Genomic DNA, 25,367 nt, shown 5'->3' with positions numbered 1-25,367 from the left:
GCGAGCGACCGTCAGCCGATCACCTCCGCGCCGGAGGCTCGCGTGAGGTGTTCCTCGAACCGGGCGCGCGGCGGTTCGACGGACCCGTTACGCGCCGTCGTCCGCCTCAGGACGCGGGGGAGAGGAAAAGGCCCATTAGGCGGACGACACATCCACTTCGTATGGGACTCGGAAGCACCGCGAAGAAGATCCAAGGTCTCTCGGAACGCGCGGAACAGATGTACAGGCAGGTCCAGGAGCTCCAGGAGCGGATCTTCCACCTCGAGGAGGAGGTCGACGACACCCACGACACGGTTAGGCGGATGGATCACCAGCTCACCGAGCAGCGCGCGCTGTTGCTCGCGATCGCCGAGGAGCAGGGCCTCGACGGCGAGGAGATCCTCGCGGAGGTGGCCATCGACGACGTCGATGCGGCAAACGACGCCGAACCCGCCGACGGCGAGGAAGCGGCTGGCGACGTCGACTCCGAACCGGCCGACGCCGTCGACTCGGCCGAGTCGTCGGACGCCGCCGAGTCGACCGAGCCGGAAGCGTAAGATCGTCGGTCCCCGCGACGAGCCGTCGCTGCCGGTGCGGACCGCACTCACACCGTCCGCCCCCAGCCGCGCCAACCGCGCAGACCGAGCCGGGCGCTCAGAAGGTGCCTTTCGTTTGTTCCCGCTCGAGTAGGGCGATAGCAACAGCTAACAACGGGGGCAACAATTGCCAGCACGATGACGACCCACGAGCGACCGGTGGACTCGGTGCTCGAGACGATCGGGCGGACGCCGCTCGTTCGTATCCACGACGCCCCCGCCGAGGTCCCGATCTACGCCAAACTCGAGACGTTCAACCCCGGCGCCAGCGTCAAGGATCGGATCGGTCGGTACATGCTCGAACGGATGCTCGAACGGGGCGATCTGCCGGCCGGCGGGACGGTGATCGAACCGACGGCGGGGAACACGGGGATCGGGTTCGCGATCGCCGCGGGCCAGCTGGGGGTCGACGCGGTGTTCGTCGTCCCCGAACGCTTCAGCCTCGAGAAGCAACAGCTCATGCGAGCCCTCGGCGCGGAGGTGATCAACACGCCCACCGAGGACGGAATGCAGGGCGCCATCGACCGCGCCCACAGCCTCGCGGAGGAACTCGACGACGCCGTCGTCCCCCAGCAGTTCTCCAACCCGCTCAACGCGGAGGCCCACTACGCCACGACCGGCCCCGAGATCTACGAGGCCCTCGAGGGCGACGTGGGGGCGGTCGTCGCCGGCTGCGGTACCGCCGGCACGCTGATGGGGATCGCGCGGTACGCCCGCGAGCAGAATTCCGAAACCCACGTCGTCGCCGTCGAACCCGAAGGGTCGCTCTACGGGGAGTTCCTCGGCGAAGCACGCGAGGAGGGCGAGTACAAGATCGAGGGGATCGGCACCCACGAGCCCGAGACCAACGCGCTGTTCGACCCCGCCCTCGTCGACGACGTGTACGCGGTCTCCGACCGCGCCGCACACGACGAACTCGAGCGACTCGCCCGCGAGGAAGGGCACCTCGTCGCCTCGAGCGCCGGCGCTGCAAGCATCGCCGCCAGGCGGGTCGCCCAGAGAATCGCCGACGGGGAGATCGACGCACCCTACGACTCGGTCGTGACGGTGTTCCCCGACTCGAGCGAACGGTACCTCTCCAAGGGGATCTACCGGCCGTTCGAGGAGTGGGAGAACTGAGCTCGGCCGACTCGGTGATCGGTAAGCCCGTCGCCGATAGGCGGACGAAACCCGCGGATCTACCGTTCGTCACGTCGAACCCACCATTCGTCGCCTAACGTCCGCTGTTCGCCGCATCGCGTACGACGGCCGAACACCGACTCGGCCGCCGCCCCGTCAACGCACCGGACCGTCAGGCGAAGAGCCGGCGGTGTTCGACCATCATGCACCGATCCTGGACGACCGTTCGGCCCTCGGCTTCCGCGCGGGCCGCCGCGTCGTCGTCGCGGATCCCCTTCTGCGTCCAGATCACGTCCGCGTCGTCGCGCTCGAGCGCCGCGTCGACGATGCCGCTCACCTCGTCGCTCGGACGGAACACGCAGACGAGGTCGATCTCCTCCTCGACGTCAGTGAGCGAGTCGACGGTCCGTCGGCCCAGAACCTCGTCGGCGTTCGGGTTGACGGGAATCACCTCGTAGCCGTTGTCCTGGAGGTACTTCGGCACGTCGTGGGCCGCCTTCCCCGGCGTGCGCGAACAACCGACGACGGCGATCGTCTCCGCGTTCGACTCGAGGATCTCTCTGAGCGTCTCGTCGTCTTCGACGGGCATGGTCGCGGCTACGGGGCCGGTGCCTAAAGCTCCCGCGGCGTCGGTGTCGGCCGGTGTCGAGAGAGGGGGCGTCGCTCGATCAAGCGGAGAACCCGGCGGTGCGGATGGTCGGCTCCCCGTCCCCGTCGGCCGTCTCTTCGATCTCGATGACGGCGTCGAACAGCTGTTTGAGCGTGTTCATCGTCTGATCGTCGTGGGCGGTCGAGTCGATCACGTAGACGCCGAGGGCGTCGGCGCTCTGGATCCGACCGGTGAAGACGTGGAGAAATCGGAAGACCGTCTGGAGGTTCGAGTACATGAGCAGCGTCGACACCGAGTGGAGCAGCACCCGGTTCTCGGTGAGGCTCCGATCCTCGTAGAACTCCTGGAGGAACTCCGAGAGCTTGATTCCGATACCGGTCATGTCGACCGGCGATGAGGCGTACTTGACACGGGGGTCGTCGTCGACCGTGCCGATCCCCCGCTGTTTCGTCACGCAGTCGACGACGCCGATGTTCGCGCCGGACGCGTCTCCGCCGAGGAGGTCGTCGAACGCGTTCAGCACCTTGTCAGCGCTGTCTTTCGTCGTCACGACGATCGTTCCGTCCCCCCGTTCGCCACCGCTAGCGAGAACGTCGAAGGCGATGTCGCGCTTCCCGGTCAGCGGCGGGCCCGCGATGAGGACGTTCGTCCCGGGGGCTAGTTCCGCGTCCGGAAGGACATCTGCGAGGTCGTACATGCCAGATTCTCACATCCATCTCAGCCGCGATCCGACCGCTGGGTGCGCCACCACCCGCCGGCGTATGGTAAGTAGATGCGGCATCCAGCTTATAGTACTTGTGATTACAACCCCGTTCGATGTCACGTTTTCACCGTCGTCGAGGGTTGCGAGTCCGAATTACGGCGTTCGCTCGTCGGCTCCGCCACCGGTGACCGAACGCGTTCACCCGACGGCCGCGTTCATCCGGTGACCGACGCCGCGTTCGCGGTCGCCGCCCGTCCGACGATGAACGCGAGCGTCGCCAGGAACATCCCGTACTTGAGGTGGGTTTGCCCGGCCGTGGGGTCTTCGTACCCCTCGTAGGCCGCGTACAGCATGACCGCGTCCGCCGGAATCACGAGCGCGAGGTAGGCGTACCCGAAGAAGCCGTAGAGGTACGGAATCGGACTCGCGATCGCGGCGAGGACGAGCAGCGCGGTGGCGACGTGAAGCGCCCGGCGCTCGCCGACGACGATCGGCAGCGTACGCAACCCCTCCTCGCGGTCGCCCTCGAGATCCTCCACGTCCTTGACGATCTCCCGCGTCACGGTCGCGATCGCCGCGAGGAGGAAGAGGACGACCGCGGGACGGATCTCGCCGACCGCCGCGGCGCCGAACAGGAACGTACTCCCGACGAGGTAGGCGACGAGCGCGTTCCCGAGCCCCGGCAGCCCCTTGAACACCTCGGTGTACGCGACGAGCGCGAGCAGGTTGATCCCCGCGATTGCGAGCGCCGCCGTCGGTAGGAGGACCGCCAGCCCGACCGCCGCGGCGAAGAGAACGGCGCTGAACGCGAGCGCTCCCCGGGGGCTCACGGCGCCGCGGGGGATCGCCCGATCCGGCCGGTTGATCCGGTCGATCTCCCGGTCGAAGTAATCGTTGATCGCGTTCCCCGCGCCGACCGCCAGGACCGTCGCCCCCACCGCGCCGACCGTCTCGAGCGGGGCCGCCGCCGCGCCGCCGGCGACGAACGCCCCGATGAACGTCAGCACGCCCGCCGCCACCGCGTTCACCGGCCGCGTCAACTCGAGCAACCCGCGGATCGTCTCCCCCGCTGTCATGCGGGGGAGTGCTCAGGGGCGGGGGATAAACGGTGCGATCCGTCGCCAGCGGGCGATCGCGAACCCCCGGCACCCCCCGCATTCGGGCGGTCCGCACGCCCCTGGGACGGCTCCCCACCCTGTGGGGGTACCGTTCACGTCTGCCCTCGAGCCGACGAAGGAATCACGGCATCGTCAGCGACACCGCCATCACCGCCTCGACACACCGGTCACCGGACCGCACAACGGCGTCTCCATTTATCCCGCACTATCGACAGACTGGAGCGCCGCCGCGCTCGAGGAGGACCGACGACGAGCGGATGAAGAATCCCGGAACGGGGCGGAGCGGAACCGAAGAGAAGTCGAAAACGGTGTCGAGAGCGCGATCGAGACTGCGATCGCCGCGCGTTACTGCCATTCGAGGAGATCGCACAGCACGTCACGGTCGATCGTGAGCCACTGCGTGATCCGTTCGTCGCCGGTCGCGTCCGCGGGGACGGCGGTCAGCACGTCGTCCTCGGCCTCGCCGAGTAGCTCGAGGGGGTCGTCCCGAATCAGCTGGTCGTCGGGTACGGGGGCTTCGTGAACGGTCATGAGTCACCTGAACCTTGGTACGGCGGTACAAATAGGGTGGACGGGTATTTTCAGCCCGTGGGAACGAGCGCGCGAGGGTACCGCGAGCGGGTAGGCGCTCGAGCGCGCGAAAATCGAGTGGTTTATACCGAACCGACGGGAACGAATGACCGAGGGCGCTTAGCTCAGTCTGGACAGAGTGCTTGGCTTCGGACCAAGTTGTCACGGGTTCAAATCCTGTAGCGCCCATGTTTTCGCGACCAACGGACGTGAGGAGCAAGGAGATTCGGCAGGTGCGGTCGCGTTCGACGTCGTCGGCTGACCGGATTTCGAGAGCTCCTGCGAACTGGTACGTACGGGTGTATTTTAGTGCGGCCGACGCAACGGTGGCACTATGGACCGACGCATCCTGGTTCCGATCGACGGCTCGTCCCAGTCGTGGGCGGCGCTCGAGCACGCGGCAACGAACTTCGAAGGGGAGCGCATCGTCGCGCTCCACGTCGTCGACCCCGTCGAGGGCGTGTACACCGGCTCGGAGGGCGGGTTCTACGACCCCGGCGCCTACGATCGCGCCGTCGAGCGCGGCGAGGAACTCTGCGAGGATGCCCGCGAGCGGCTCGAGGGGTTCGACGCCGCGGAGTCGACGTCGTTCGAGACGGAGGTCGTCACCGGACGGCCGGCGCCGGCGATCATCGAGTACGCCGAGGAGAACGACGTCGACCACATCGTCATGGGGAGCCACGGCCGGTCGGGCGTTTCGCGGATCCTCCTCGGGAGCATCGCGGAGACGGTGATGCGCCGGGCGACGGTTCCGGTGACGGTCGTCCGGTGATCGACGGTCGGTGAGAGCGGAACGGCCCGGTCGACGAGCCGGTCGTCCGTCAGTCGTCTCGACTCGCGCGTTGGGTGCGGTCGGGGCCGACCCACCGGTCCCAGAACGACTCGAACTCGCCGTCGGCTTCGGTGAGCCGGTCCCACTCCGCGAGGCCGCGCTCTTCGCGACTGCCGGGGATCGTGTTGTCGAGGACGAGCGCCGAGAGGCCGCCGACGGCCATCCCCGTCGAACCGACGACGTAGACCGTGTCGGCGACGAGTCGGGATCCCAGGACGGGGCCCACGACCGCCACGCCCTCCATCGCGCTCCTGAACGCCGCGACGTCACCCACGTTCGCCATGTACTGGGGGACCGCCAGTCCGACGAACAGGGCGAACCCGACGACGAAGACGTTCCGCGAGGACTCGAGGTCGACGTGGCGCAGCGTCCGCAGTCCGACGGCGACGATCTGGGAGAACATGGCGACGAACAGGCCGCCGACGATCGGGTTCGGCAGCGTCGCGATCAACTGTCCGAAGTAGCCGACGAAGCCGGCGACGATCATCACGACGGCGCCGATCTGGACGACGTACCGCGAGGCGACGCCCGTGAGTCCGATGGCGCCGATGTTCTCGGAGTAGGAGGTCGAGCCGCCGGTTCCCATGATGCCCGAGAAGACGTTCATCAGCCCCTCCATGCCGATCCCGTGGTTGATGCGGCGCTCGCTCGGCGCGCCGGAACCGGTGAGGTTCGCGACGGCGTAGTAGTCGCCGATGCTCTCGACGATCGAGGCGAGGACGCCGGCGAACATACCGATGGCGAACGCGGTCGTGAACTCGGGGACGCCCCACTGGAACGGATAGATCGGAAGCAGGAACGGCGTCTCCGCGACGTCCTCGAGCGGAACGTATCCGGGATGGCCGTCCGGAAAGACGCCGCCGACGGTGAGCGCCGCGGCGACGAGCCAGGCGATGACGATGGCGAGGATCACCGGGTAGAGCTTGAACGCCCTGTGTTTGACGTCGAGGTACTGCGAAAACAGGAGGATCAACCCCAGCGTGAACAGGAGCAATCCGACGCTCGTCTGGGACGGGGCGGTGATCTGCGGGGCGTTAAACAGCGAGAGGCCGATCAGCGCGATCGTCGGCGCGATGACGACCGGGGAGAGGAACCGGCGGAGTTTCCCGACCAGTCCGAAGTAACCGAGCACGACCTGGACGGTCGCGGCGACGATGATCGCCCCCTGGAGTTGGAGCAACGCCGTTTGCCAGTCGCCGGCGACGGCACCCCCGGCCACCGCGCCGACGATCGCGAGCGCGGGCGCCAACATCGAGAACGGCGCCCCCTGAACGATCGGGTAGCGGTTCCCGAACGTCGTCTGTGCCAGCGTCGCGATCCCGGAGACGACGAAGAACGTCCCGATGAACCTCGCCCTCACGTCGCCGGGCATCCCCATCGCCTCAGCCAGGAGCAGCGGAACAGCGACGTTCGCCCCGACCATCGTCAGGTAGTGCTGGATCCCGAGCACCACCGACTCCCCCGTCGGCGGCCGTTCGTCGATTCCGTACTCGATGTGGTCCGCGCGCGTCGGACCCTCCGTCGCTGCCGCGTCGTCCCCCGTCATGTTTCGGTCGTTGCAGGGACAACGAACCACACCAGTTAAAGCAATATTGGTCTCGACTCGTTCGTTCCAAAGCCGACCGCCAGAGTAGCGTTCGAATTTGACAGTGGTCGAACAATCAGCGATCGTTCGTTACGAAGCCCCCAGGATCGTCCAGCAGAACATCGAAACCTCGAGCGAAACACGGCGCGCCAGTCGAGCGACGCGTCCTCAGAGGTAGCCCTCGTCCGCCAGCCGCTCGATCCCCTCCTCGAGTCGCTCGCGGCTCGCGGCGTAGGAGATGCGCGCGTAGCCGGGGGTGCCGAAGGCGCTGCCGGGCACCGTCGCGACGTGGGCGTCCTCGATGGCCCCTTCGCACCAGGCCTGATCGTCATCGTCGACCGGTACCATCATGTAGAAGGCGCCGTCCGGCACCGCGACGTCGACGTCGTGTTCGTCGAGGAGGTCGATCACGAGATCGCGGCGCTCGCGGAACGCCTCGACCATCTGGTCGACCGCCGTGTCGGTGTTCTCGAGCGCCTCGACGCCGGCGTGCTGGACGAAGTTGACGGCCGAGGAGACCGAGTGGCTGTGGAGTTTACCGGCCTGGTCGACCAGGTCCTCTGGGCCGGCGAAGTAGCCGAGCCGCCAGCCGGTCATCGAGTAGGCCTTCGAGAAGCCGTTGACCGTGATCGTCCGGTCGGCCATCCCGTCGAAGGTGCCGAGGCTGGTGGGCTCGACGCCGTAGGTGATCTCCTTGTAGATCTCGTCGGAGATGACCGTGATATCGTGCTCGACGGCCAACTCGGCGACGCCCTCGAGCGCGTCGTCGGAGTAGACGGCGCCGGTGGGGTTCGACGGCGAGTTGACGATCAGGAGGTCGGTGTCGTCGGAGACGGCGTCGGCGAGGTCGTCGAGGCCGGGCTCGAGCTGGAAGTCGTAGTCGGAGAGGTCGACACGGGTCAACGAGCCGCCGGCCATCTTCACCATCGCCTCGTAGGAGACCCAGGCGGGGTCGAGGAGGACGACCTCGTCGCCCTCCTCGATCAGCGCGTGGACGACCTCGTACAGCGCCTGCTTGGCGCCGGGGGTGACGACGACGTTCTCGAGACCGTGGTCAAGCCCGTCGTCGGCGAGCTTGTCGGCGATCGCCTCGCGCAGCTCGAGGATGCCGCTCGAGGTCGTGTAACCGGTGTGACCGGCGTCCATCGCTTCCTTGGCCGCCCGGACGACGTTCTCCGGCGTCGGGAAGTCGGGCTCGCCGACGCTCAGGTCGACGACGTCCGCGCCCTCGGCCTCGAGTTCGGTGGCGAGCGCGGAGATGGCGAGCGTTGCGGACGGTTCTACGCGTGAGACGCGGTCGGTGAATTCCATTGTCATGGTCGTGGTGGTGACGGTTGTGGTGGTCGGTGTGGCGGTCTGGTGTGCGTACGTGCTCGGTCGAAACGCAAATCGGTGTCGTTCGATCGGGATCCGTCAGGGATCGGGGAGCTCGGAGACGAGGTCGATCGCCCCGTCGACCGCTTTCGCGGCGTTTTCGACCCGTTCCCGGGCCTCGGCGGCCGACATGCCGGGGCCCGTCACGCCGAGGGTGACGGGCGTGTCACGCTCGAGGCTCACGTCGGAGAGCCGCTGGGCGGTGGCGTCGCTGATCACCTGGTCGTGGTCGGTGTCGCCGGTGATGACGGACCCGATCACGACGACGGCGTCGACCTCCTCGAGGCGGGCGAGGCGGTCCGCGGCCAGGGGCGCGTCGTAGGCGCCGGGCACGCGGACGGTCTCGTACACCTCGGCGCCGGCGTCGGTGGCTGCCTCGAGGGCGACTTCCTCCATCTGCTCGGTGATCGGACGGTTGAACTGCGCGACCACCAGTCCGAGCGTGGTCATACGCGTGCCGTGGGCAGGGGGCCTCAAAGAGCTACCGTTTACGCCGCAGGATCGGCGTCCTCGTCCGTCCCGTCGGATTCGGCGCCGAGTCCGGCGGCCGATTCCTGAACTCGGTCGGACAATTCGAAGATCGACCGCCCCTGGGTCTCCGTCTCGGAGACGATTTCGGCCGTCGTCGCGACGATCCGGCCGAATGCGAGGTGCCTCTCGACGGAAGTAGATGCGCGACTCCCCGCACAGATTACTAATTCTTAAGCGCAGGCGCCGTCAACGAACGCGCGATGAGATCGCTCCGATCACCGGGGCCGACAGTCGGGGTAGTGGGTGGCGGACAACTCGGCAGAATGCTCGCCGAGGCGGCGTCGCCGCTCGGCGTCGAAGTGGTCGTCCTCGACCCGACGCCCGAGTGCCCGGCGTCGCTCGTCGCTCGGGGCCAGATCGTGGCGGACTTCGACGACGAAGCGGCTATTCGCGACCTCGCCGAACGCGCCGACGTCCTCACTTTCGAGATCGAACTCGCCGACCAGGACGCCCTCGAGCGGGTGAGCGAGGACACCGGAACGCCGGTGCACCCGAAGCCGTCGACGCTCGAGACGATCCACGACAAGCTCGTCCAGAAGCGCCAACTCGAGGACGCGGGGATTCCGGTGCCGCCGTTCCGCGCCGTCGAGGGGGCCGACGATATCCGCGAGGCGATCGAGGACCACGGCGCGCCGGTCATGCTGAAGGCCCGAACCGGCGGCTACGACGGCCGGGGGAACGTCCCGGTCGAGTCGAAAGCCGAGGCCGAGGAGGCGCTCGAGGCGGTCGCCGGACCCGCGATGGTCGAGGCGTTCGTCGACTTCGAGCGCGAGGTGTCGGTGATCGCCGCCAAGGGGGAGGGCGAGACCGCGACGTTCCCCCTGGGCGAGAACGTCCACCGCGAGGAGATCCTGCGGGAGACGATTATCCCCGCGCGCTCGGAACCGGAGGTGGCCGAGCGGGCCTACGAGGTCGCCACGGACGTCCTCGAGGTGATGGACGGACGCGGCGTCTACGGCATCGAACTCTTCGAAACCGTCGACGGCGAGATCCTGCTGAACGAGATCGCACCCCGGCCGCACAACTCCGGGCACTGGACGATCGAAGGCGCCGTCGGCTCGCAGTTCGAACAGCACGTCCGGGCGGTGCTCGGCTGGCCGCTCGCCTCGGCCGACCTGCTCGGACCGACGGTCTCGACGAACCTGCTCGGCGACGTCGAGGAGCCGACGGACGCGCGACTCGAGAACGTCGAGCGGATCCTCGAGACGCCCGGCGCGCACCTCCACTGGTACGGCAAGCGCGAGGTGCGACCGCTGCGGAAGATGGGCCACGTCACCGTCTCCGCGCGCGGGGAGGAGACGGCGGACGTGGAGGAACTCCTCGAGACGGCGCGCGATCTGCGCGACGCCGTGACGTTCGACGCCGCCTGAACCGACCGCGACCACCGCGACCGACCGGAGCTACTCGACCTACCCATGGCAGACAGCGTAACCGACCTGATCGACCGACTGCGAGAGGAAGCGCGCCAGGACCGACCGACCGAGGAGACCCCCGACGTGGGGATCGTGATGGGCAGCGACTCCGACCTCGAGGTGATGATGACCGGCGGCCGTCGGCCGGGCGCGTACGACGCGTTCGTCGACGAACTCGGCTTCGCCGAACAGACCGACTACGAGAACCCGCCCGAAGAGCGGTTCACCTTCGAGACGTACGTCACCTCCGCCCACCGAACCCCCGAGTTAATGACTGCTTACGCCGAAACTGCGGAGGATCGGGGCCTCGAGGTGATCATCGCGGGCGCCGGCGGGAAGTCGGCTGACCTGCCGAACATGACGGCTTCGATCGCCTACCCGCTGCCGGTGATCGGCGTGCCCGTGCAGGAGAAGTCCGTCGACAGCGTCATCGGGATGCCGACCGGCGCGCCCATCGTCGCCGTCGACGCCGGGAAGTCGTTCAACGCCGCGCTGTCGGCCGCCCAGATCCTGGCCCGCCAGCACGAGGAGGTCCGAGACCGCCTCGTCGCCTCCCACGAGTCGTTGAAGGAGGAGGTCGGACGCATCTCCCGAGCGCTGCACGACCGGGGCACGATCGAGTTCTCGAAGGAGTGAATCGGCGCCGTTCGCCCCGTTCCGTCTATCGCGTCAGCCGAGAGCGGCCTCGTTCGCGGCCGGTTTCCCGAAGTGAACGACCGTTTTCCGTTCCGAGTGGCGCCGTCGACCCGAAAGGATCGGTCCGTCGTCGGGATCGGTCGAGGAAGCGACTCGAGTCCCAGCCGCCGGGCCTCGACGAACCCGTCGTTCGACGGGCGGCGACGGGGTTCGCGGCGTTCGCGCAATTGTTCGTTCACGAACTAAATGCACATGTACAATAATAAGGAATTAGTCGGAACGACTCCTTAATCGCTGAAGAGGACTCTGGGGGCCGCATTAGGCCGAAAATCGAAGAATCAACCCTTATATGGGTGCGGTTTTAACCTCCAAACGTTACGGAGATGAACCAATGGATCGCCGTCGGGGCGCTGGCGTTCGTGGGGATACTGATACCTGTCGGAATGATTACGGTATCGTACCTGCTTCGTCCGAGCGTTCCCGAAACGAGTAAGCGTGCCACCTACGAGAGTGGCGAGGTGCCGACCGGCGGGACGCGCATCCGATTCAACATCCAGTACTACATGGTTGCGCTTCTGTTCGTCGTCTTCGATATCGAGGCCGTCCTGTTGTTCCCGTGGGCGGTCGTTTACGGGGATGCGCTCGCCGCAGAGGAGTACGGGCTCCTCGAGGCGCTGGGGCCGATGTTGCTGTTCGTCGGCATCCTCCTCGTCGGACTCGCGTGGGCGTGGCGCAACGGTGCGGTACAGTGGGCGCAGAGCCCGAGACAGGTCGAATCCCAACGTAACCGACCATGAGTAGTGACAAACCACGGCAATCGATCTACGGAAGCACCGGACCGTCGACGGACACCCGCGACGCGAGGATGGGGGCCGGCCCCGACGATCGGTTCAACTCGAAGCTCCGCGAGGCGTTCGGTGCCACGCCGTTCATCCTCACGAAGTTCGACCAGTTCATGAACTGGGTGCGGGGCAACTCGATGTTCATGCTCCAGTTCGGGATCGCGTGTTGCAGCATCGAGATGATGCACACGTACGCGATCAAACACGACCTCGACCGCTTCGGCGCCGGCGTTCCGCGCGCGTCGCCCCGCCAGGCCGACGTGATGATCGTCCCGGGGACGATCGTCTCGAAGTTCGGGCCGCGCATGAAGCGCGTCTACGACCAGATGCCCGAACCCAAGTTCGTCGTCGGCATGGGCTCGTGTACGATCTCCGGCGGCCCCTTCCAGGAGGGGTACAACGTCGTCAAGGGGGCCGAGGAGATCATCCCGATCGACATCCACGTCCCCGGCTGTCCGCCCCGACCGGAGGCGCTCATCTACGGCGTCCTCAAACTCCAGGAGCGGATCCGCAACGGCGAATCCTCGCCCGTCGTCGTCAAGCCGTACGACCTCGAGCGCTTCGGCGACCTGCCCCGGGACGAACTGGTACAGAAGCTCGCGGACGAGATCGACGAGGACGACCTCGTCATGCGGTACAACTGGGCTGATTCGCCATGAGCACGCTCGAGCCGAAGTCACAGCCGGACCTCGACGTCGAGGTCACCGAGGACGACCTCGAGGAACTGATCGGGAACCGCGCGCTCGGACGCGACGACCACCTGAACGCGCCCGGGTTCGTGATCCGTCCGGACGACGTCCAGGACGTGCTGACGGCGCTGCGCGACGAGGCGGGGTTCGATCACCTCTCCTGTCTCACCGCCCAGCAGTACGAGGACCGGTACGAGTCGATCTACCACCTCAAGAAGTACGCCGACCCGACCCAGGAGGTCAGCGTGGTGGTGCCCACCTCGCTCGACGAACCGACGAGCCAGTCCGCGACGCCGGTCTACGAGACCGCGAACTGGCACGAGCGCGAGGCGTTCGACCTCGTCGGGATCGACTACGGGGGGCACCCCGACCCGCGGCGCATCCTGCTGCCCGAGACGTGGCAGGGCCACCCGCTCAGCCTCGATTACGACCAGGACAAGCCCCAGATCGTCACCCTGACCGAGCACGCCAACCCGATCCAGCCGGACTACCACGACGCCGAGTCGGACACGATGTTCCTGAACATCGGGCCGCACCACCCGGCGACCCACGGCGTGCTCCACCTGAAGACGGTGCTGGACGGCGAGACGGTCGTCGACGTCGATCCGGACGTCGGCTACCTCCACCGCTGCGAGGAGCAGATGTGCCAGTCGGGCACCTACCGCCACCAGATCATGCCCTACCCGGACCGCTGGGACTACGTCTCCTCCGGGTTGCTCAACGAGTGGGCCTACGCGCGCGCGGCGGAGGACCTGGCCGACATCGAGGTCCCCGAGTACGCCCAGCTCATCCGAACGATGGGCGCCGAACTCTGCCGGATCGCCGCGCACATGCTCGCCCTCGGGACGTTCTGTCTCGACGTCTACGGGGACTTCAACGCGATCTTCATGTACACGATGCGCGACCGGGAGGTCGTCCAGGACATCCTGGAGGATCTGACGGGCCAGCGCCTGATGTTCAACTACTTCCGGCTCGGCGGCGTCGCCTGGGACCTGCCCGAACCGCGCGAGGAGTTCATCGAGAAGACCCGCGACTTCCTCGACGGCCTCCCCGCGAAGGTCGAGGAGTACAACGACCTCGTCACGGCGAACGAGATCTTCCAGATCCGCTGCGTCGACACCGGCATCCTCGAGCCCGAGGCGGCGAAGCAGTACGGCTGCACCGGCCCCGTCGCCCGCGGCTCGGGCGTCGACTACGACGTCCGGCGCGACGACCCCTACGGGTACTACGAGAACCTCGAGTGGGACGTCGTCACCGAGGACGGCTGCGACAACTACTCGCGCGTCCTCGTCCGCATGAAGGAGGTCGAGCAGTCGGCGCGGATCGTCGAGCAGTGTCTCGACCTGCTCGAGGACTGGCCCGAAGACGAGCGGGAGATCCAGAGCAACGTCCCGCGGACGCTCAAACCGGACGCCGACACCGAGACGTACCGTGCCGTCGAGGGCGCGAAGGGCGAACTCGGCATCTACATCCGATCGGACGGGACGGACAAACCCGCCCGATTCAAGATCCGTAGCCCCTGCTTCTCGAACCTGCAGGCGCTCGAGGAACTGGCCGAGGGCGAGTACGTGGCCGACCTCGTCGCCGCGCTCGGCAGCCTCGACATCGTGCTCGGGGAGGTGGATCGATGAGCGGAGGCGCGCTCGGCGCGTCGCCGCTCCAGGTCGGCGACGGCCCCCTCCTCCCGGAGCGGATCGCCGACCTGACCGGCCTCGACGCGTTCGGCGTCCCCGGCCAACTGCTGGCGGCGTTCATCGCCGCGTTCATCGTCGGGAACCTGATGCTCGCGATGACCGGCGTCGCCGGTCCGTGGGCGAAGCGAAAGATCACGGCCGCGTTCACCGACCGGATCGCGGTCGATCACATCGGCCCGGCGGGGCTGTTCATCATCGTCGCCGACGCCGTGCGGCTGCTCTCGAAGGAGCTGATCGTCCCGGAGAACGCCGACCGCCCGGCGTACGACCTCGCGCCGATCGTCATCGCCGGCTCGGCGATGCTCGGGTTCGCCGTGATTCCGATGGGCAGCGGCGTCCAGCTCGCCGACCCCGAGGTCGGCCTGGCGTACGTCTTCGCCGTCTCCGGCATCGCGAGCGTCGGGCTGGTGATGGCCGGCTACGCGTCGGCGAACAAGTACTCGCTGCTGGGCGGGCTTCGCGCGGTCGCCCAGAACATCGCCTACGAGATCCCGCTGGTCGTCACCGGGATGTCGGTCGTCATCTTCGCCGGCACGCTCCAGATGGGCGCGATCGTCGAGGCCCAGGCCGAACCGCTGCTCGACCTCGGGATCGTGACGATCCCGGCGTGGTACGCGCTCGTCAACCCGTTCGCGTTCGTGTTGTTCCTGACGGCCAACTTCGCCGAGGTCGGCCGGAACCCGTTCGACACGCCCGAGGCGCCGACCGAGATCGTCGCCGGCTACCAGACCGAGTACTCCTCGGTCTACTTCGTCCTCGTCTACCTCGGCGAGTTCTTGCACATCTTTCTGGGCGGGGCGATCATCGCGACGATCTTCCTCGGCGGACCCGCCGGGCCGCTGCTGCCGGGCATCGTCTGGTTCCTCATCAAGATCTGGGCGGTGTTCCTGCTCACCCAGTGGCTGCGCTCGGCCGCGCCGCGCGTGCGGATCGACCAGATGATCGAGATCGGCTGGAAGGGGCTGCTCGTCCTTTCGTTCGCGAACCTGATACTCACCGCGCTAATCGTGGGGCTGATAGCATGATCGGACTACTCAAATCGATGGCAACGACGATGAAACACGCGCTCGACGGCTCCACCTTCACCGTGGAGTACCCTGAAGTCGTCCCGGACGTCTCCCCGCGCTTTCGGGGCGTCCACAAGTGGAGCCAGGAGCGGTGCATCTGGTGTCGCCAGTGCGAGAATGTCTGTCCGAACGACACGATCCAGATCGTGATGGACGACCAGCGCAACGGCGAGCAGTACAACCTCCACATCGGCCAGTGCGTCTACTGCCGGCTGTGCGAGGAGGTCTGCCCGACCGACGCGATCCTGCTCACCCAGAACTTCGAGTTCACGGCCGACACGAAACACGACTTCGTCTACAACAAAGAGGAGCTCCGGGCGGTCCCGTGGTACAAGGACATCGACCCGCTCGAGTCGCGCGAACCCGACCGGGGGGCGTGGATCGGCGAGGGCGAAGGGGAGGTCGATTACCAGTGAGGGGTCGCCCGACGGGCCGGAGGTACCGCCGGTCGAAGACACCGACGCCAGGAACGGAAGGGAAGCTATGAACTACGAACTCATCGCGTTCGGCCTGTTCGCGATCGTCACGCTGGGGAGCGCGGTCGGCGTCGTGCTCGTTCGAGATCCGTGGCACTCGGCGCTCCTGCTGGGTGCGACGCTGACCAGCGTCGCGATCTACTACGTGATGCTGGCGGCGGAGTTCGTCGCCATGATGCAGATCCTCGTCTACGTGGGCGGGGTTCTCATCCTCATCACCTTCGCCGTGATGTTCACCAGACCCGACGACGCGGACGCCGACGACGAGGTGGTACAGGCATGACGAACGGACCGAGACTCAGGCTCGGGCGGACGCTCGCGCCCGGCGTGTTCGCGGTCGCGCTCTTCGCGATCGCCGCGCTCGTCGTGCTCGAGGCGCCGTTCGACGGCGGCGACGTCGGCGGCTTCGCCGAGGGCGTCTCGATCACCGCCGAGATCGGCTACGCCCTGTTCGGCTTCTACGAACTGAGCGAGATCGGCGGCACCGAGCCGTTCCTCGTGTCGGTCGTCCTGGTCGCCGTCGCGCTCGACGCCGCGCTCGACGCCGCGCTCGTCCTCGCGAAGCGCGAGGAGGACGGCGAACCGGTGACGGCGCTCGCGGCGGCGCCCGACGAGACCGGATCGCCCGCTGCGGAGGCGCCCGGACGCGCGGCGACCGACGGCGGGACGGCGACGGACTCGAGCCGCGACACCGAGACGAACGCCGACGCGACCGGAGGTGACGGCGCGTGAGCGTCCCGATCGAGTACTACGTCCTGCTGTCGCTGGCCCTGTTCTGCGTCGGGCTGTTCGGGGTGTTGACGCGGCGAAACGCGCTGCTGTTCCTGATGTCCGTGGAGATCATGCTGAACGCGGCGAACGTCAACCTGATCGCGTTCGCGTTCTACCACGGCAACCTCACGGGGCAGGTCTTCGCGCTCTTCACGATGGCGCTGGCCGCCGCCGAGGTCGCGGTCGGACTCGGGATCATCATGGTGTTGTACCGAAACTTCCGGGACGTGGACGTCACCGTCCCGTCGACGATGAGGTGGTAAACAGATGGCAACGTTCGACTACGCACCGTTGATCGCGTTGTTCCCGCTGGTGGCGTTCGCGATCGCCCTCGTCTTCGGCCCGTACATGCCGAAGAAGGGCGCGATCGCCGGCATCTTCGCGACGGCCGCGTCGCTGCTGTTCTCGCTGTTGATGCTGCTCGAGGTCGCCGGCGGCGAAGCACATCGGGAGACGCTCTACGAGTGGGTCGGCGGCGCCGCGGGCGCCCAGGCCGGGGGGACGATCGAGTTCACCTTCGGGGTCCTGATCGACCCGCTCTCGGCGCTGATGCTCGTGATCGTCTCGCTCGTGGCGCTGTTGGTCCACGTCTTCAGCCTGGGGTACATGAACGCCGAGGGCGAGACGGGGCTGCCCCGCTACTACGCCGAACTCGGCCTGTTCACGTTCAGCATGCTCGCGTTCGTGATGGCCGACAACCTGCTGATGGCGTTCATGTTCTTCGAACTGGTCGGCCTCTGTTCGTACCTGCTGATCGGCTTCTGGTTCCGCACGGAGTCGGCCCCCTCGGCGGCGAAGAAGGCGTTCCTCGTCACCCGCTTCGGCGACTACTTCTTCCTGCTGGGGGTCGTCGCCATCGCGGCGACGTACGGAACCGTGGCGTTCGCCGGCGACGAGTCGTTCGTCTTCGCGGCCGAATCCGCCATCGAAGGCGGGGAATCCCTCTTCGGCTTCGACGCGGAGACGTGGGTGACGATCACCGGCCTGCTGGTGCTCGGCGGCGTCATCGGCAAGTCCGCGCAGTTCCCGCTACACACGTGGCTGCCCGACGCCATGGAGGGTCCGACCACCGTCTCCGCGCTCATCCACGCGGCGACGATGGTCGCGGCCGGCGTCTACCTCGTCGCCCGGATGTTCGGCTACTACGCGCTCTCGCCGACCGCGCTGGCGATCATCGCCTTCGTCGGCGGTTTCACCGCGCTGTTCGCCGCGACGATGGGCGTCGTCAAGGACGACGTCAAGCAGGTGCTCGCCTACTCGACCATCAGCCAGTACGGCTACATGATGCTCGGGCTGGGCGTCGGCGGCTACGTCGCCGGGGTCTTCCACCTGATGAACCACGCCTTCTTCAAGGCGCTGCTGTTCCTCGGGGCCGGCGCCGTCATCGTCCTCATGCACCACGAACAGGACATGTGGAAGATGGGCGGCCTCAAGGAGAAGGCGCCCGTCACCTACTACACGTTCCTCGCGGGCGCGCTCGCGCTCGCCGGGATCGTCCCGTTCTCCGGCTTCTGGTCGAAGGACGAGGTGCTCTACGACGCGCTGCTCGTCGGCTTAGAGCAGCCGGTCTTCCTCGCGGCCTACGCGATGGGACTGATCGCCGTGTTCTTCACCGGCTTCTACACGTTCCGGATGGTCTTTTTGACCTTCCACGGCGAGCCGAGATCGGAGGCCGCCGAGGACCCCCATCCGGTGGGGCTCTCGATCAAGGTCCCGCTGATCGTCCTCGGGATCCTCGCGGTCGTCGCGGGGTTCGTCAACCTCGCGCCGATCTACTACCTCACCGGCGCGGACATCACGTTCCTCGAGCACTGGCTCGACGGCGAGTACGGCTACCTCGAGGGGCTGACCTACCACGAGTACCACGACACGGTCGCCTTCGAGGAGGGCGCGCTCGCCGGGTCGGAGACGGTCACGATGCTCGTCGGCGCGGCGCTTTCGCTCGGACTGGCCCTCGGCGGCGCTGGCGTCGCCTGGATGCTCTACAACGTGCCGGAACCGGAGCGCCACACGCGGAAGCTCGGGGCCGCGTACGGCGTCCTGCGTAGCAACTACTACCAGGACGAGTTCCAGGTCTGGCTCGCGCGCGGGATCGCGCTACCGCTGGCTCGAGCCGCCGATCGGTTCGACCAGACGGCCATCGACGGCGTCGTCAACGGCGTCTCGGGCGCGAGCCTGCTCGGCAGTAGCGGCGTGAAACGGATACAGACGGGGATCGTGACGAACTACGCGGCGTTGCTCGTCGCCGGGTTCATCGCGTTGCTCGTCGCCTTCGGCGTCTACGGAGGGTGGTTCTGATGATGATAGAGATCCTGCTGGCGGTGACGTTCGTCGGCGCGCTCGCGACGTTCCTCGCGCCGAATCGCTACGCCGGGAAACTGGCGTTCCTGATCAGCCTCCTCCCGGCGGGGCTGAGCCTCTGGCTGTTCGCCGCCTTCGACGGGAGCGGCAACGCCCTGCTCGGGGGCGAACTCGCCTACGAGTCCCGATTCGAGTGGATTCGGCTCGGGCAGTACTCCGTCGACTGGTTCGTCGGCCTCGACGGCATCAGCCTGCCGCTGGTCGTCCTGACGACGATCCTCTGTACGCTCGCGATCGTCTCCTCGTGGACGCCCATCGAGGACCGCGAGTCGCAGTTCTACGGGCTGATCCTGTTCATCGAGGCGAACCTGATCGGCGTCTTCTCGGCGCTCGACTTCTTCCTCTGGTTCATCTTCTGGGAGGCGGTTCTCATCCCGATGTACCTGTTGATCGGCGTCTGGGGCGGTCCGCGCCGCAAGTACGCCGCGATCAAGTTCTTCGTCTACACGAACGTGGCGTCGCTCGTCATGTTCGGCTCGTTCATCGCGCTCGTCTTCGGACTCGGCCCCGACGTCTCGAGCTTCGCGCTGCCGGAGATCGCCGACGCGCTGATCGACGGCGCCGGCGTCCAGAGCGGCGTCCTCGGCGTGGCGCCCTCGACGCTCACCTCGCTCGTCTTCCTCGCGACGTTCGCCGGGTTCGCGGTGAAGGTGCCGGTGGTTCCGTTCCACACGTGGCTGCCGGACGCCCACGTCGAAGCGCCGACGCCGGCGTCGGTGTTGCTGGCGGGCGTCCTCCTGAAGATGGGGACCTACGCCCTGCTCCGGTTCAACTTCACCATGTTCCCAGACCAGGTGAGCGCGTACGCGGTACCGATCGCGGCGATCGCCGTGATCAGCGTCATCTACGGCGCGATGCTCGCGCTCGCCCAGACCGACCTCAAACGGATCGTCGCCTACTCGTCGGTCTCGTCGATGGGCTACGTCATCCTGGGACTGGTCGCCTACACCGAGTTCGGCGTCGGCGGCGCGACGTTCCAGATGGTCAGCCACGGCCTCGTCTCGGGGCTGATGTTCATGGCCGTCGGCGTCATCTACAACGCGACGCACACCCGGATGGTCACCGACATGTCCGGGATGGCCGACCGGATGCCGATCGCCGTCGGCGTCCTGATCGCGGGCTCGTTCGCCTACATGGGGCTGCCGCTGATGAGCGGCTTCGCCGCCGAGTACTTCATCTTCTTCGGCTCGTTCGGCTCCGCGCTGCTCGAGTACGCCCCCGTCTTCACGGGGGCGGCGATGTTCGGCATCGTCATCGTGGCGGGCTACCTGCTGTTCGCCCTGCAACGGGCGATCTTCGGACCGTACCGACTGGAAACCGACTACGAGGTGGGTCGCGCGCCGCTGCACGACGTCGCGCCGATGTTCGTGCTGCTCGCGCTGATCGTGGCGCTGGGCGTGGCCCCCGATCTGATCTTCGAGATGATCACCGACGCCGTCAATCCGATCCTGGAGAACGGAGGTGGGGCCTGATGACCGGACTCGCGTTCGGACTCGAGCCCGTCGTCGCACAGGCACTCGAGGGGCCCTACCAGCTGCCGGACTGGGCCTCGCTCGCGCCCGTCCTGTTGCTCGCGGGCACCGCCATGGCGCTGTTCCTGTTCGACAGCGTCAACCCGGACAGCACGAACCGACCGGTGCTCGCGGGCATCGCGGCGGTCGGCTCGCTGGCGTCGCTGACCGTCGCGGTCTGGTTCCTGCTCGCGGGCGTCGGCACGCCCGTCACCGAGGGCGGCCGGGGCGTCATGTACCTCTTCGAGAGCGACTCGCCACAGCTGGTCGTCGACCAGCTGGCGCTGTACTTCACGGTCATCGTCGCGGTCGTCACCGCGCTCGTGGTCGTCGCCAGCTACGACTACATGGCGGGCCACACCTACCAGGCCGAGTACTACTCGCTCGTGCTGCTCGCGGCGACCGGGATGGCCACGATGGCGACCGCGAACAGCCTCGTGACGATCTTCATCGCCCTCGAGCTCTCGAGCCTGCCGTCGTACGCGCTGGTCTCGATCCTCAAGGACAACCGCGGGAGCGTCGAGGCCGGACTGAAGTACTTCCTGATCGGCGCGCTCTCGTCGGCCATCTTCGTCTACGGGGTCAGCCTCGTCTACGGCGTCACGGGACACCTGCAACTCGACGCGATCGCCGTCGCGCTGACCGAGGACGTGGACGACGGCTTCGGCGGCATGCTGGGGCTCGGCCTGCTGATGATGGTCGGCGGCTTCGCGTTCAAGACCGCGAGCGTGCCGTTCCACTTCTGGGCGCCCGAGGCGTACGAGGGGGCCCCCGCGCCGATCTCGGCGTTCCTCTCCTCGGCGTCGAAGGCCGCCGGCTTCGTCATCACGATCCGCGTGTTCACCACGGCGTTCCCGATCGAAGCGTCGGAGGGCCTGATCGGGTTCGAGTGGTCGGCGATCTTCGTCGTGCTCGCGATCGTGACGATGACGCTCGGGAACTTCGCCGCGGCGACCCAGACGAACGTCAAGCGGATGCTCGCCTACTCGTCGGTCGGCCACGCGGGGTACGTCATGATCGGCCTCGCGGGCGTGTCGGCCGACGGCGGCGAGTTCGTGATGGGCGCGGCGCTCATGCACCTGCTCGTCTACGGCTTCATGAACACGGGCGCGTTCCTCTTCGTCGCGCTCGCCGAACACTGGGGAGTCGGCCGCACGTTCGACGACTACAACGGGCTCTCGTCGCGGGCGCCCATCGCCTGCGCGGCGATGGCGGTGTTCATGTTCAGCCTCGCGGGCGTCCCGCCGTTCGCCGGCTTCTGGAGCAAGTACCTCCTGTTCACCGGCGCGATCGAGGCCGGGCTGTTCGCCCTCGCGGCCGCGCTCGTCATCAACAGCGCGCTCTCGCTGTACTTCTACGCGCGACTCGTGAAGGCCCTCTGGATCGAGGAGCCGGTACCGGGCCGGGAGGCGCTCTCCCAGCCGACGGGGCTGTACGCGGCGATCGCCTTCGCCGCCGTGATGACCGTCGTGTTGCTGCCGGCGTTCGGACCGGTCGCCGACCTCGCGACGGGCGCCGCCGAGGCGGTCGTCCCCTGACCGCCTCCGACTCGGCAACCCGGTAGGTTTTACTGTTCGGGGGGTTACAGCCGCGATATGGTTTTCCGTCTCGTGCTCGGGTGCGGAACGCTCGGCCAGCGCATCGCCGAGCGACTGCCCGCCCGTGACGACCGGTTGCTCGTGATCGCCGACGAGCCGACCGTCGTCGAGACCCTCAGGGACGAGGGCGTGCCCGCCCGACGGGCCGACCCGACCGATCCCGCCGTCGTCGCCGGCATCGAGACGGAGACGCCCGACGTCATCTTCGTCGCGAGCGATCGGACCGACGCGAACCTCGAGATCCTCGAGCACGCCCGCGAGCGGTTCCCCGAGGCCTCCATCGTCGCCTACCTGGGCGGGAACCCGACCCCCGAGAGCCGGACGCGGTTCGAGACGCTCGCCGACCGCGTGATCGATTCCGACGACGCGATCGTCGAGCACGTCCTCGACCGGGCGGCGAGCGAGGCCGCCACCCGCGCGCTCGAGCTTCGGGAGCAGCTGCTACGGATCGACGGCCGGCTGGCGGTCGTCGCCCACGACAACCCCGATCCGGACGCGATCGCGAGCGCCGTGGCGCTCGTCGAGGTCGCCGAATCGGTCGGCGTCGAGGCCGACGCCTGTTACTACGGCGAGATCTCCCACCAGGAGAACCGGGCGATGGTCAACCTGCTCGACCTCGACCTGCGCAACCTGGGTCCGGAGGACCCGCTCACCGACTACTCGGCGTTCGCGCTCGTCGACCACTCGCGGCCGGGCGTCAACGATCAGCTCCCCGAGGAGATCCACGCCGACATCGTGATCGACCACCACCCGCCGCGGGGACCGGTCCCGGGGGAGTTCGTCGACCTTCGCTCGAACGCCGGCGCGACGAGTACCGTGTTGACCGAGTACGTCGAGCGGTTCGACATCGAGATCGATCCGACGGTCGCGACGGCGCTGCTCTACGGCATCCGGATCGACACGAACGACTTCACCCGGGAGGTCTCGGCGCTCGACTTCCACGCCGCGTCGACGCTGTGGCCCCACGTCGACACCGACACGCTGCGTCGGATCGAGCAACCGACCGTCGAGGGCGAGACGTTCGATACGATCGCTCGAGCGATCAAGAACCGCATCCAGCAGGGATCGGTCGCCGTCGCGAGCGCCGGCCGGATCTCCGATCGCGACGCGCTTCCCCAGGCCGCCGACCAGTTGCTCGCGATGGAGGGGGTGAACACGACGCTCGTCTTCGGGTTCAGCGGCGAGATGGTCTACCTCTCGGCCCGGTCGCGCGCGAGCAGCGTCGACCTCGGGGAGACGCTCAGGGACGCGTTCGACCAGATCGGCAGCGCCGGCGGACACGCCGACATGGCCGGCGCGCAACTCGAGATCGGCATCCTCGGGGGGACCGACGACGCGGACGAGGTCGACTCGATCGTCAGCGTGGTCGAGGAGGTGATCACGGACCGCTTCTTCGAGGCGATCCGGACGCGCCCGGGGACGCCCGTGGGAGCGTACGACCGGACGAGCGAGTGGCTGTTCACCCCGGAGGAGGAGGAACGCGGGGGCGAATCGGCGTAACGACGGGCGGCCGTGGGTCGGCGACCGGACGCGCCGAGCGGGAGCGGCCGGGGACCGCGTCGAGGGGAGGGCTTTTGCGTCCCGACCCCCACCTCTCGAGGTATGGAGGTCGTATCGGACCGGAAACCCCGGGTCAAAGACTACATGACGCGCGACGTGGCGACGGTCTCGCCCGACGCGACCGTCGGTGCGGTTGCCGAGCGCATCGCCGAGAGCGACGATCACAGCGGGTTCCCGGTGTGCGAGCGCCGACGCGTCGACGGCTTCGTCAGCGCGCGCGACCTGCTGCTGGCCGACGACGACGAGCCGATCTTCAAGGTGATGAGCACGGACCTGCTGGTCGCCCACCCGGACATGAAGGTGAACGACGCGGCGCGGGTGATCCTGCGCTCGGGGATCCAGAAGCTCCCCGTCGTCGACGACGCGGGCAACCTCGTCGGGATCATCTCCAACGCCGACGTCATCCGCAGCCAGATCGAGCGCGCCACGCCCGAGAAGGTCGTGAAGCTCATGCGCACGCTCGAGGAGATCCACGACCTCGACCTGCGCCAGGAGCGCCGAACGGTTCCGCTGTACGAACTGATCCCCACCCAGGGACGGGTCTACGCCGACGAACTCGAGGGACGGCGGTACGAACTCGAACACGGCCTCGCCGAACCGCTGGTCGTCATCGACAACGGGGGCACGCTGTTGCTCGCCGACGGCCACCACCGGGTGCTCGCCGCCGACAGGCTGGGGATCGACGAGATGGACGCCTACCTGATCGTCACCGACCACCCGATCGACCTGGGGATGGCCCGAACCGCGCGTAAAGAGGGACTCGACGGCCTCGAGGACATCGAGATCGTCGACTACGCGCGCCACCCGCTGGTCCAGACCACCGAGCGGTTACAGGCCGGCGACGAGTGACCGCCTCGGCGGGCGAGTCCGCTCCGTCGCCTACCCGGCTCCGTGGACCCCCCGACGTGCCACCGATCCTCTCCCTCGTATTATGTCGCCGGTTGGGGTACGAGCCCCATGACTTCGACAACCGAACGCGCGCTGGTCGCGGGCGGAAGCGGCGACACCGGCCGCGAACTGCTCGCCGTGCTCGGGCCGACGGACCTCGAGGTTCGGGCGACCACGCGGTCGTACGCGAACGTCGACGAACTCGAGCGCCTCGGCGCCGACGAGGTGGCCGTCGTCGACTTCTTCGAGTCGACGGCCGCGGTGCGAGCCGTCGAGGGCGTCGACTACGTCTTTAGCACGCTCGGAACGTCGCCGGGCCCACGCCACGTACTCGGCGGGAGGCTCGTCGATCGGACGGGCGTGATCAACCTGATCACCGCCGCGGTCGCCGAGGGCGTCGATCACGTCGCCCTCCAGAGCGCGATCGGCGTCGGCACCTCGCGAGCGCGGATGCCGCTCCCGGCTCGGCTCCTGGTCAGGGGAACGCTCCGGGCGAAGGGGGACGCCGAGACGGCGCTCAGGCGCTCGGGGCTCGGGTACACCGTCTTCCGACCGGGTCGGCTGACGAACGGTCCGCCGAGCGGGGAGGTGCTCGTGGGCGAGGGCGGCGATTCGGTATGGGGGTCTATCCCCCGCGGCGACGTCGCCCGGCTGATGGCCGCGGCGCCGTTCTCGCCGGACGCGCGGAACCGGACGTTCGAGGTCGTCAGCCGCGACGGACTCTCGGGAAGCCCGCGAAACCTCGTCGACGTGCCGTGGGAACGCGGGCGGATCGGCACCGAGGGGGAAATCTACCCCTGACCGCGCCCGGTCGCATCACCTGCGTGATACTCGGAATCCTTACA

Annotated in this window: 26 protein-coding genes and 1 tRNA gene; 20 read left to right on the top strand and 7 right to left on the bottom strand. The window is 67.7% G+C overall.

The features are described 5' to 3' along the window. Positions 1–161 precede the first annotated feature (161 nt). Positions 162–536, top strand: a complete 375-nt coding sequence (locus RJT68_RS05715; RefSeq protein WP_407039410.1) for a DUF5798 family protein — start codon at positions 162–164, stop codon at positions 534–536. Positions 537–713: 177 nt separating this feature from the next. Beyond that, positions 714–1,694 (top strand): PLP-dependent cysteine synthase family protein, encoded by a 981-nt coding sequence (locus RJT68_RS05710; RefSeq protein ID WP_407039409.1) that lies wholly within the window; start codon positions 714–716, stop codon positions 1,692–1,694. Between the two features lie 172 nt (positions 1,695–1,866). Here RJT68_RS05710 and RJT68_RS05705 read toward each other — a convergent pair whose 3' ends face one another. The 4 genes from RJT68_RS05705 to RJT68_RS05690 form a co-directional block, all read right to left on the bottom strand. Then, positions 1,867–2,283 (bottom strand): CoA-binding protein, encoded by a 417-nt coding sequence (locus RJT68_RS05705; protein ID WP_407039408.1) that lies wholly within the window; start codon positions 2,281–2,283, stop codon positions 1,867–1,869. Between the two features lie 79 nt (positions 2,284–2,362). Continuing rightward, positions 2,363–3,001: an RAD55 family ATPase gene (locus RJT68_RS05700; RefSeq protein ID WP_407039407.1), complete on the bottom strand. Its 639-nt coding sequence runs from the start codon at positions 2,999–3,001 to the stop codon at positions 2,363–2,365. Positions 3,002–3,222: 221 nt separating this feature from the next. Further along, on the bottom strand, positions 3,223–4,083 hold the full coding sequence (locus RJT68_RS05695) for a geranylgeranylglycerol-phosphate geranylgeranyltransferase (RefSeq protein WP_407039406.1): 861 nt from the start codon (positions 4,081–4,083) through the stop codon (positions 3,223–3,225). Between the two features lie 387 nt (positions 4,084–4,470). After that, the gene (locus RJT68_RS05690; protein WP_407039405.1) at positions 4,471–4,656 is read right to left on the bottom strand and encodes a DUF7511 domain-containing protein; all 186 of its coding nucleotides are present in this window, start codon (positions 4,654–4,656) and stop codon (positions 4,471–4,473) included. A gap of 153 nt (positions 4,657–4,809) precedes the next feature. Here RJT68_RS05690 and RJT68_RS05685 point away from each other — a divergent pair. Together RJT68_RS05685 and RJT68_RS05680 are read left to right on the top strand one after the other, a co-directional pair. Continuing rightward, positions 4,810–4,884: transfer RNA gene (locus RJT68_RS05685), tRNA-Arg, on the top strand. A 145-nt stretch (positions 4,885–5,029) separates the two neighbouring features. Then, positions 5,030–5,467 carry a universal stress protein gene (locus RJT68_RS05680; protein WP_407039404.1) on the top strand — a complete coding sequence of 146 codons (438 nt, stop codon included), beginning with the start codon at positions 5,030–5,032 and terminating at the stop codon, positions 5,465–5,467. Between the two features lie 49 nt (positions 5,468–5,516). On the opposite strand, the gene RJT68_RS05675 is transcribed toward RJT68_RS05680, so the two are convergent. From RJT68_RS05675 to ribH, 3 genes are all read right to left on the bottom strand, one after another. Then, on the bottom strand, positions 5,517–7,073 hold the full coding sequence (locus RJT68_RS05675) for a uracil-xanthine permease family protein (RefSeq protein WP_407039403.1): 1,557 nt from the start codon (positions 7,071–7,073) through the stop codon (positions 5,517–5,519). A gap of 207 nt (positions 7,074–7,280) precedes the next feature. Beyond that, complete coding sequence (locus tag RJT68_RS05670) at positions 7,281–8,429, bottom strand: pyridoxal phosphate-dependent aminotransferase (protein WP_407039402.1); 1,149 nt, start codon at positions 8,427–8,429, stop codon at positions 7,281–7,283. Between the two features lie 96 nt (positions 8,430–8,525). Further along, positions 8,526–8,936 carry a 6,7-dimethyl-8-ribityllumazine synthase gene (gene ribH / locus RJT68_RS05665; RefSeq protein WP_407039401.1) on the bottom strand — a complete coding sequence of 137 codons (411 nt, stop codon included), beginning with the start codon at positions 8,934–8,936 and terminating at the stop codon, positions 8,526–8,528. 281 nt (positions 8,937–9,217) lie between these two features. On the opposite strand from ribH, the gene RJT68_RS05660 reads away from it, so the two are divergent. The 16 genes from RJT68_RS05660 to RJT68_RS05585 all read left to right on the top strand — a co-directional run bounded on the left by RJT68_RS05660 (position 9,218) and on the right by RJT68_RS05585 (position 25,323). Continuing rightward, complete coding sequence (locus RJT68_RS05660; protein ID WP_407039400.1) at positions 9,218–10,387, top strand: 5-(carboxyamino)imidazole ribonucleotide synthase; 1,170 nt, start codon at positions 9,218–9,220, stop codon at positions 10,385–10,387. 45 nt (positions 10,388–10,432) lie between these two features. After that, positions 10,433–11,065, top strand: a complete 633-nt coding sequence (locus RJT68_RS05655) for an AIR carboxylase family protein (protein ID WP_407039399.1) — start codon at positions 10,433–10,435, stop codon at positions 11,063–11,065. A gap of 383 nt (positions 11,066–11,448) precedes the next feature. Further along, entirely contained in the window at positions 11,449–11,862 is a 414-nt protein-coding gene (locus tag RJT68_RS05650; protein WP_407039398.1) for an NADH-quinone oxidoreductase subunit A, read from the top strand. Beyond that, complete coding sequence (locus RJT68_RS05645; RefSeq protein WP_407039397.1) at positions 11,859–12,566, top strand: NADH-quinone oxidoreductase subunit B; 708 nt, start codon at positions 11,859–11,861, stop codon at positions 12,564–12,566. The genes RJT68_RS05650 and RJT68_RS05645 overlap by 4 nt, the downstream gene beginning before the upstream one ends. Continuing rightward, positions 12,563–14,227, top strand: a complete 1,665-nt coding sequence (locus RJT68_RS05640; protein WP_407039396.1) for an NADH-quinone oxidoreductase subunit D — start codon at positions 12,563–12,565, stop codon at positions 14,225–14,227. Before RJT68_RS05645 ends, RJT68_RS05640 begins: the two co-directional genes overlap by 4 nt. Next, positions 14,224–15,315: a complex I subunit 1/NuoH family protein gene (locus RJT68_RS05635; protein WP_407039395.1), complete on the top strand. Its 1,092-nt coding sequence runs from the start codon at positions 14,224–14,226 to the stop codon at positions 15,313–15,315. Before RJT68_RS05640 ends, RJT68_RS05635 begins: the two co-directional genes overlap by 4 nt. Continuing rightward, a complete protein-coding gene (locus tag RJT68_RS05630; RefSeq protein WP_407039394.1) occupies positions 15,312–15,773 on the top strand; it encodes a NuoI/complex I 23 kDa subunit family protein in 462 nt (153 codons plus the stop codon). Before RJT68_RS05635 ends, RJT68_RS05630 begins: the two co-directional genes overlap by 4 nt. Before the next feature lie 67 nt (positions 15,774–15,840). Then, positions 15,841–16,116: an NADH-quinone oxidoreductase subunit J gene (locus tag RJT68_RS05625; protein WP_407039393.1), complete on the top strand. Its 276-nt coding sequence runs from the start codon at positions 15,841–15,843 to the stop codon at positions 16,114–16,116. Beyond that, positions 16,113–16,565, top strand: a complete 453-nt coding sequence (locus RJT68_RS05620; protein ID WP_407039392.1) for a hypothetical protein — start codon at positions 16,113–16,115, stop codon at positions 16,563–16,565. Before RJT68_RS05625 ends, RJT68_RS05620 begins: the two co-directional genes overlap by 4 nt. Continuing rightward, positions 16,562–16,867, top strand: a complete 306-nt coding sequence (gene nuoK, locus RJT68_RS05615) for an NADH-quinone oxidoreductase subunit NuoK (RefSeq protein ID WP_407039391.1) — start codon at positions 16,562–16,564, stop codon at positions 16,865–16,867. Before RJT68_RS05620 ends, nuoK begins: the two co-directional genes overlap by 4 nt. A gap of 4 nt (positions 16,868–16,871) precedes the next feature. Next, the gene (gene nuoL, locus RJT68_RS05610) at positions 16,872–18,902 is read left to right on the top strand and encodes an NADH-quinone oxidoreductase subunit L (RefSeq protein WP_407039390.1); all 2,031 of its coding nucleotides are present in this window, start codon (positions 16,872–16,874) and stop codon (positions 18,900–18,902) included. Next, the gene (locus RJT68_RS05605; RefSeq protein ID WP_407039389.1) at positions 18,902–20,437 is read left to right on the top strand and encodes a complex I subunit 4 family protein; all 1,536 of its coding nucleotides are present in this window, start codon (positions 18,902–18,904) and stop codon (positions 20,435–20,437) included. The genes nuoL and RJT68_RS05605 overlap by 1 nt, the downstream gene beginning before the upstream one ends. Further along, on the top strand, positions 20,437–22,014 hold the full coding sequence (locus RJT68_RS05600) for an NADH-quinone oxidoreductase subunit N (RefSeq protein ID WP_407039388.1): 1,578 nt from the start codon (positions 20,437–20,439) through the stop codon (positions 22,012–22,014). Before RJT68_RS05605 ends, RJT68_RS05600 begins: the two co-directional genes overlap by 1 nt. Positions 22,015–22,071: 57 nt before the next feature. Further along, entirely contained in the window at positions 22,072–23,574 is a 1,503-nt protein-coding gene (locus RJT68_RS05595) for a DHH family phosphoesterase (protein ID WP_407039387.1), read from the top strand. Positions 23,575–23,676: 102 nt separating this feature from the next. Next, a complete protein-coding gene (locus RJT68_RS05590; RefSeq protein ID WP_407039386.1) occupies positions 23,677–24,483 on the top strand; it encodes a CBS domain-containing protein in 807 nt (268 codons plus the stop codon). A gap of 108 nt (positions 24,484–24,591) precedes the next feature. Further along, positions 24,592–25,323 (top strand): NAD(P)H-binding protein, encoded by a 732-nt coding sequence (locus tag RJT68_RS05585; RefSeq protein WP_407039385.1) that lies wholly within the window; start codon positions 24,592–24,594, stop codon positions 25,321–25,323. Positions 25,324–25,367 lie beyond the last annotated feature (44 nt).

This window comes from Halovalidus salilacus (assembly GCF_031852275.1).
GTDB lineage: Archaea > Halobacteriota > Halobacteria > Halobacteriales > Natrialbaceae > Halovalidus > Halovalidus salilacus.
Note: the sequence above shows the minus strand (reverse complement) of the source record. Positions and strands in the feature narration are given on the sequence as shown.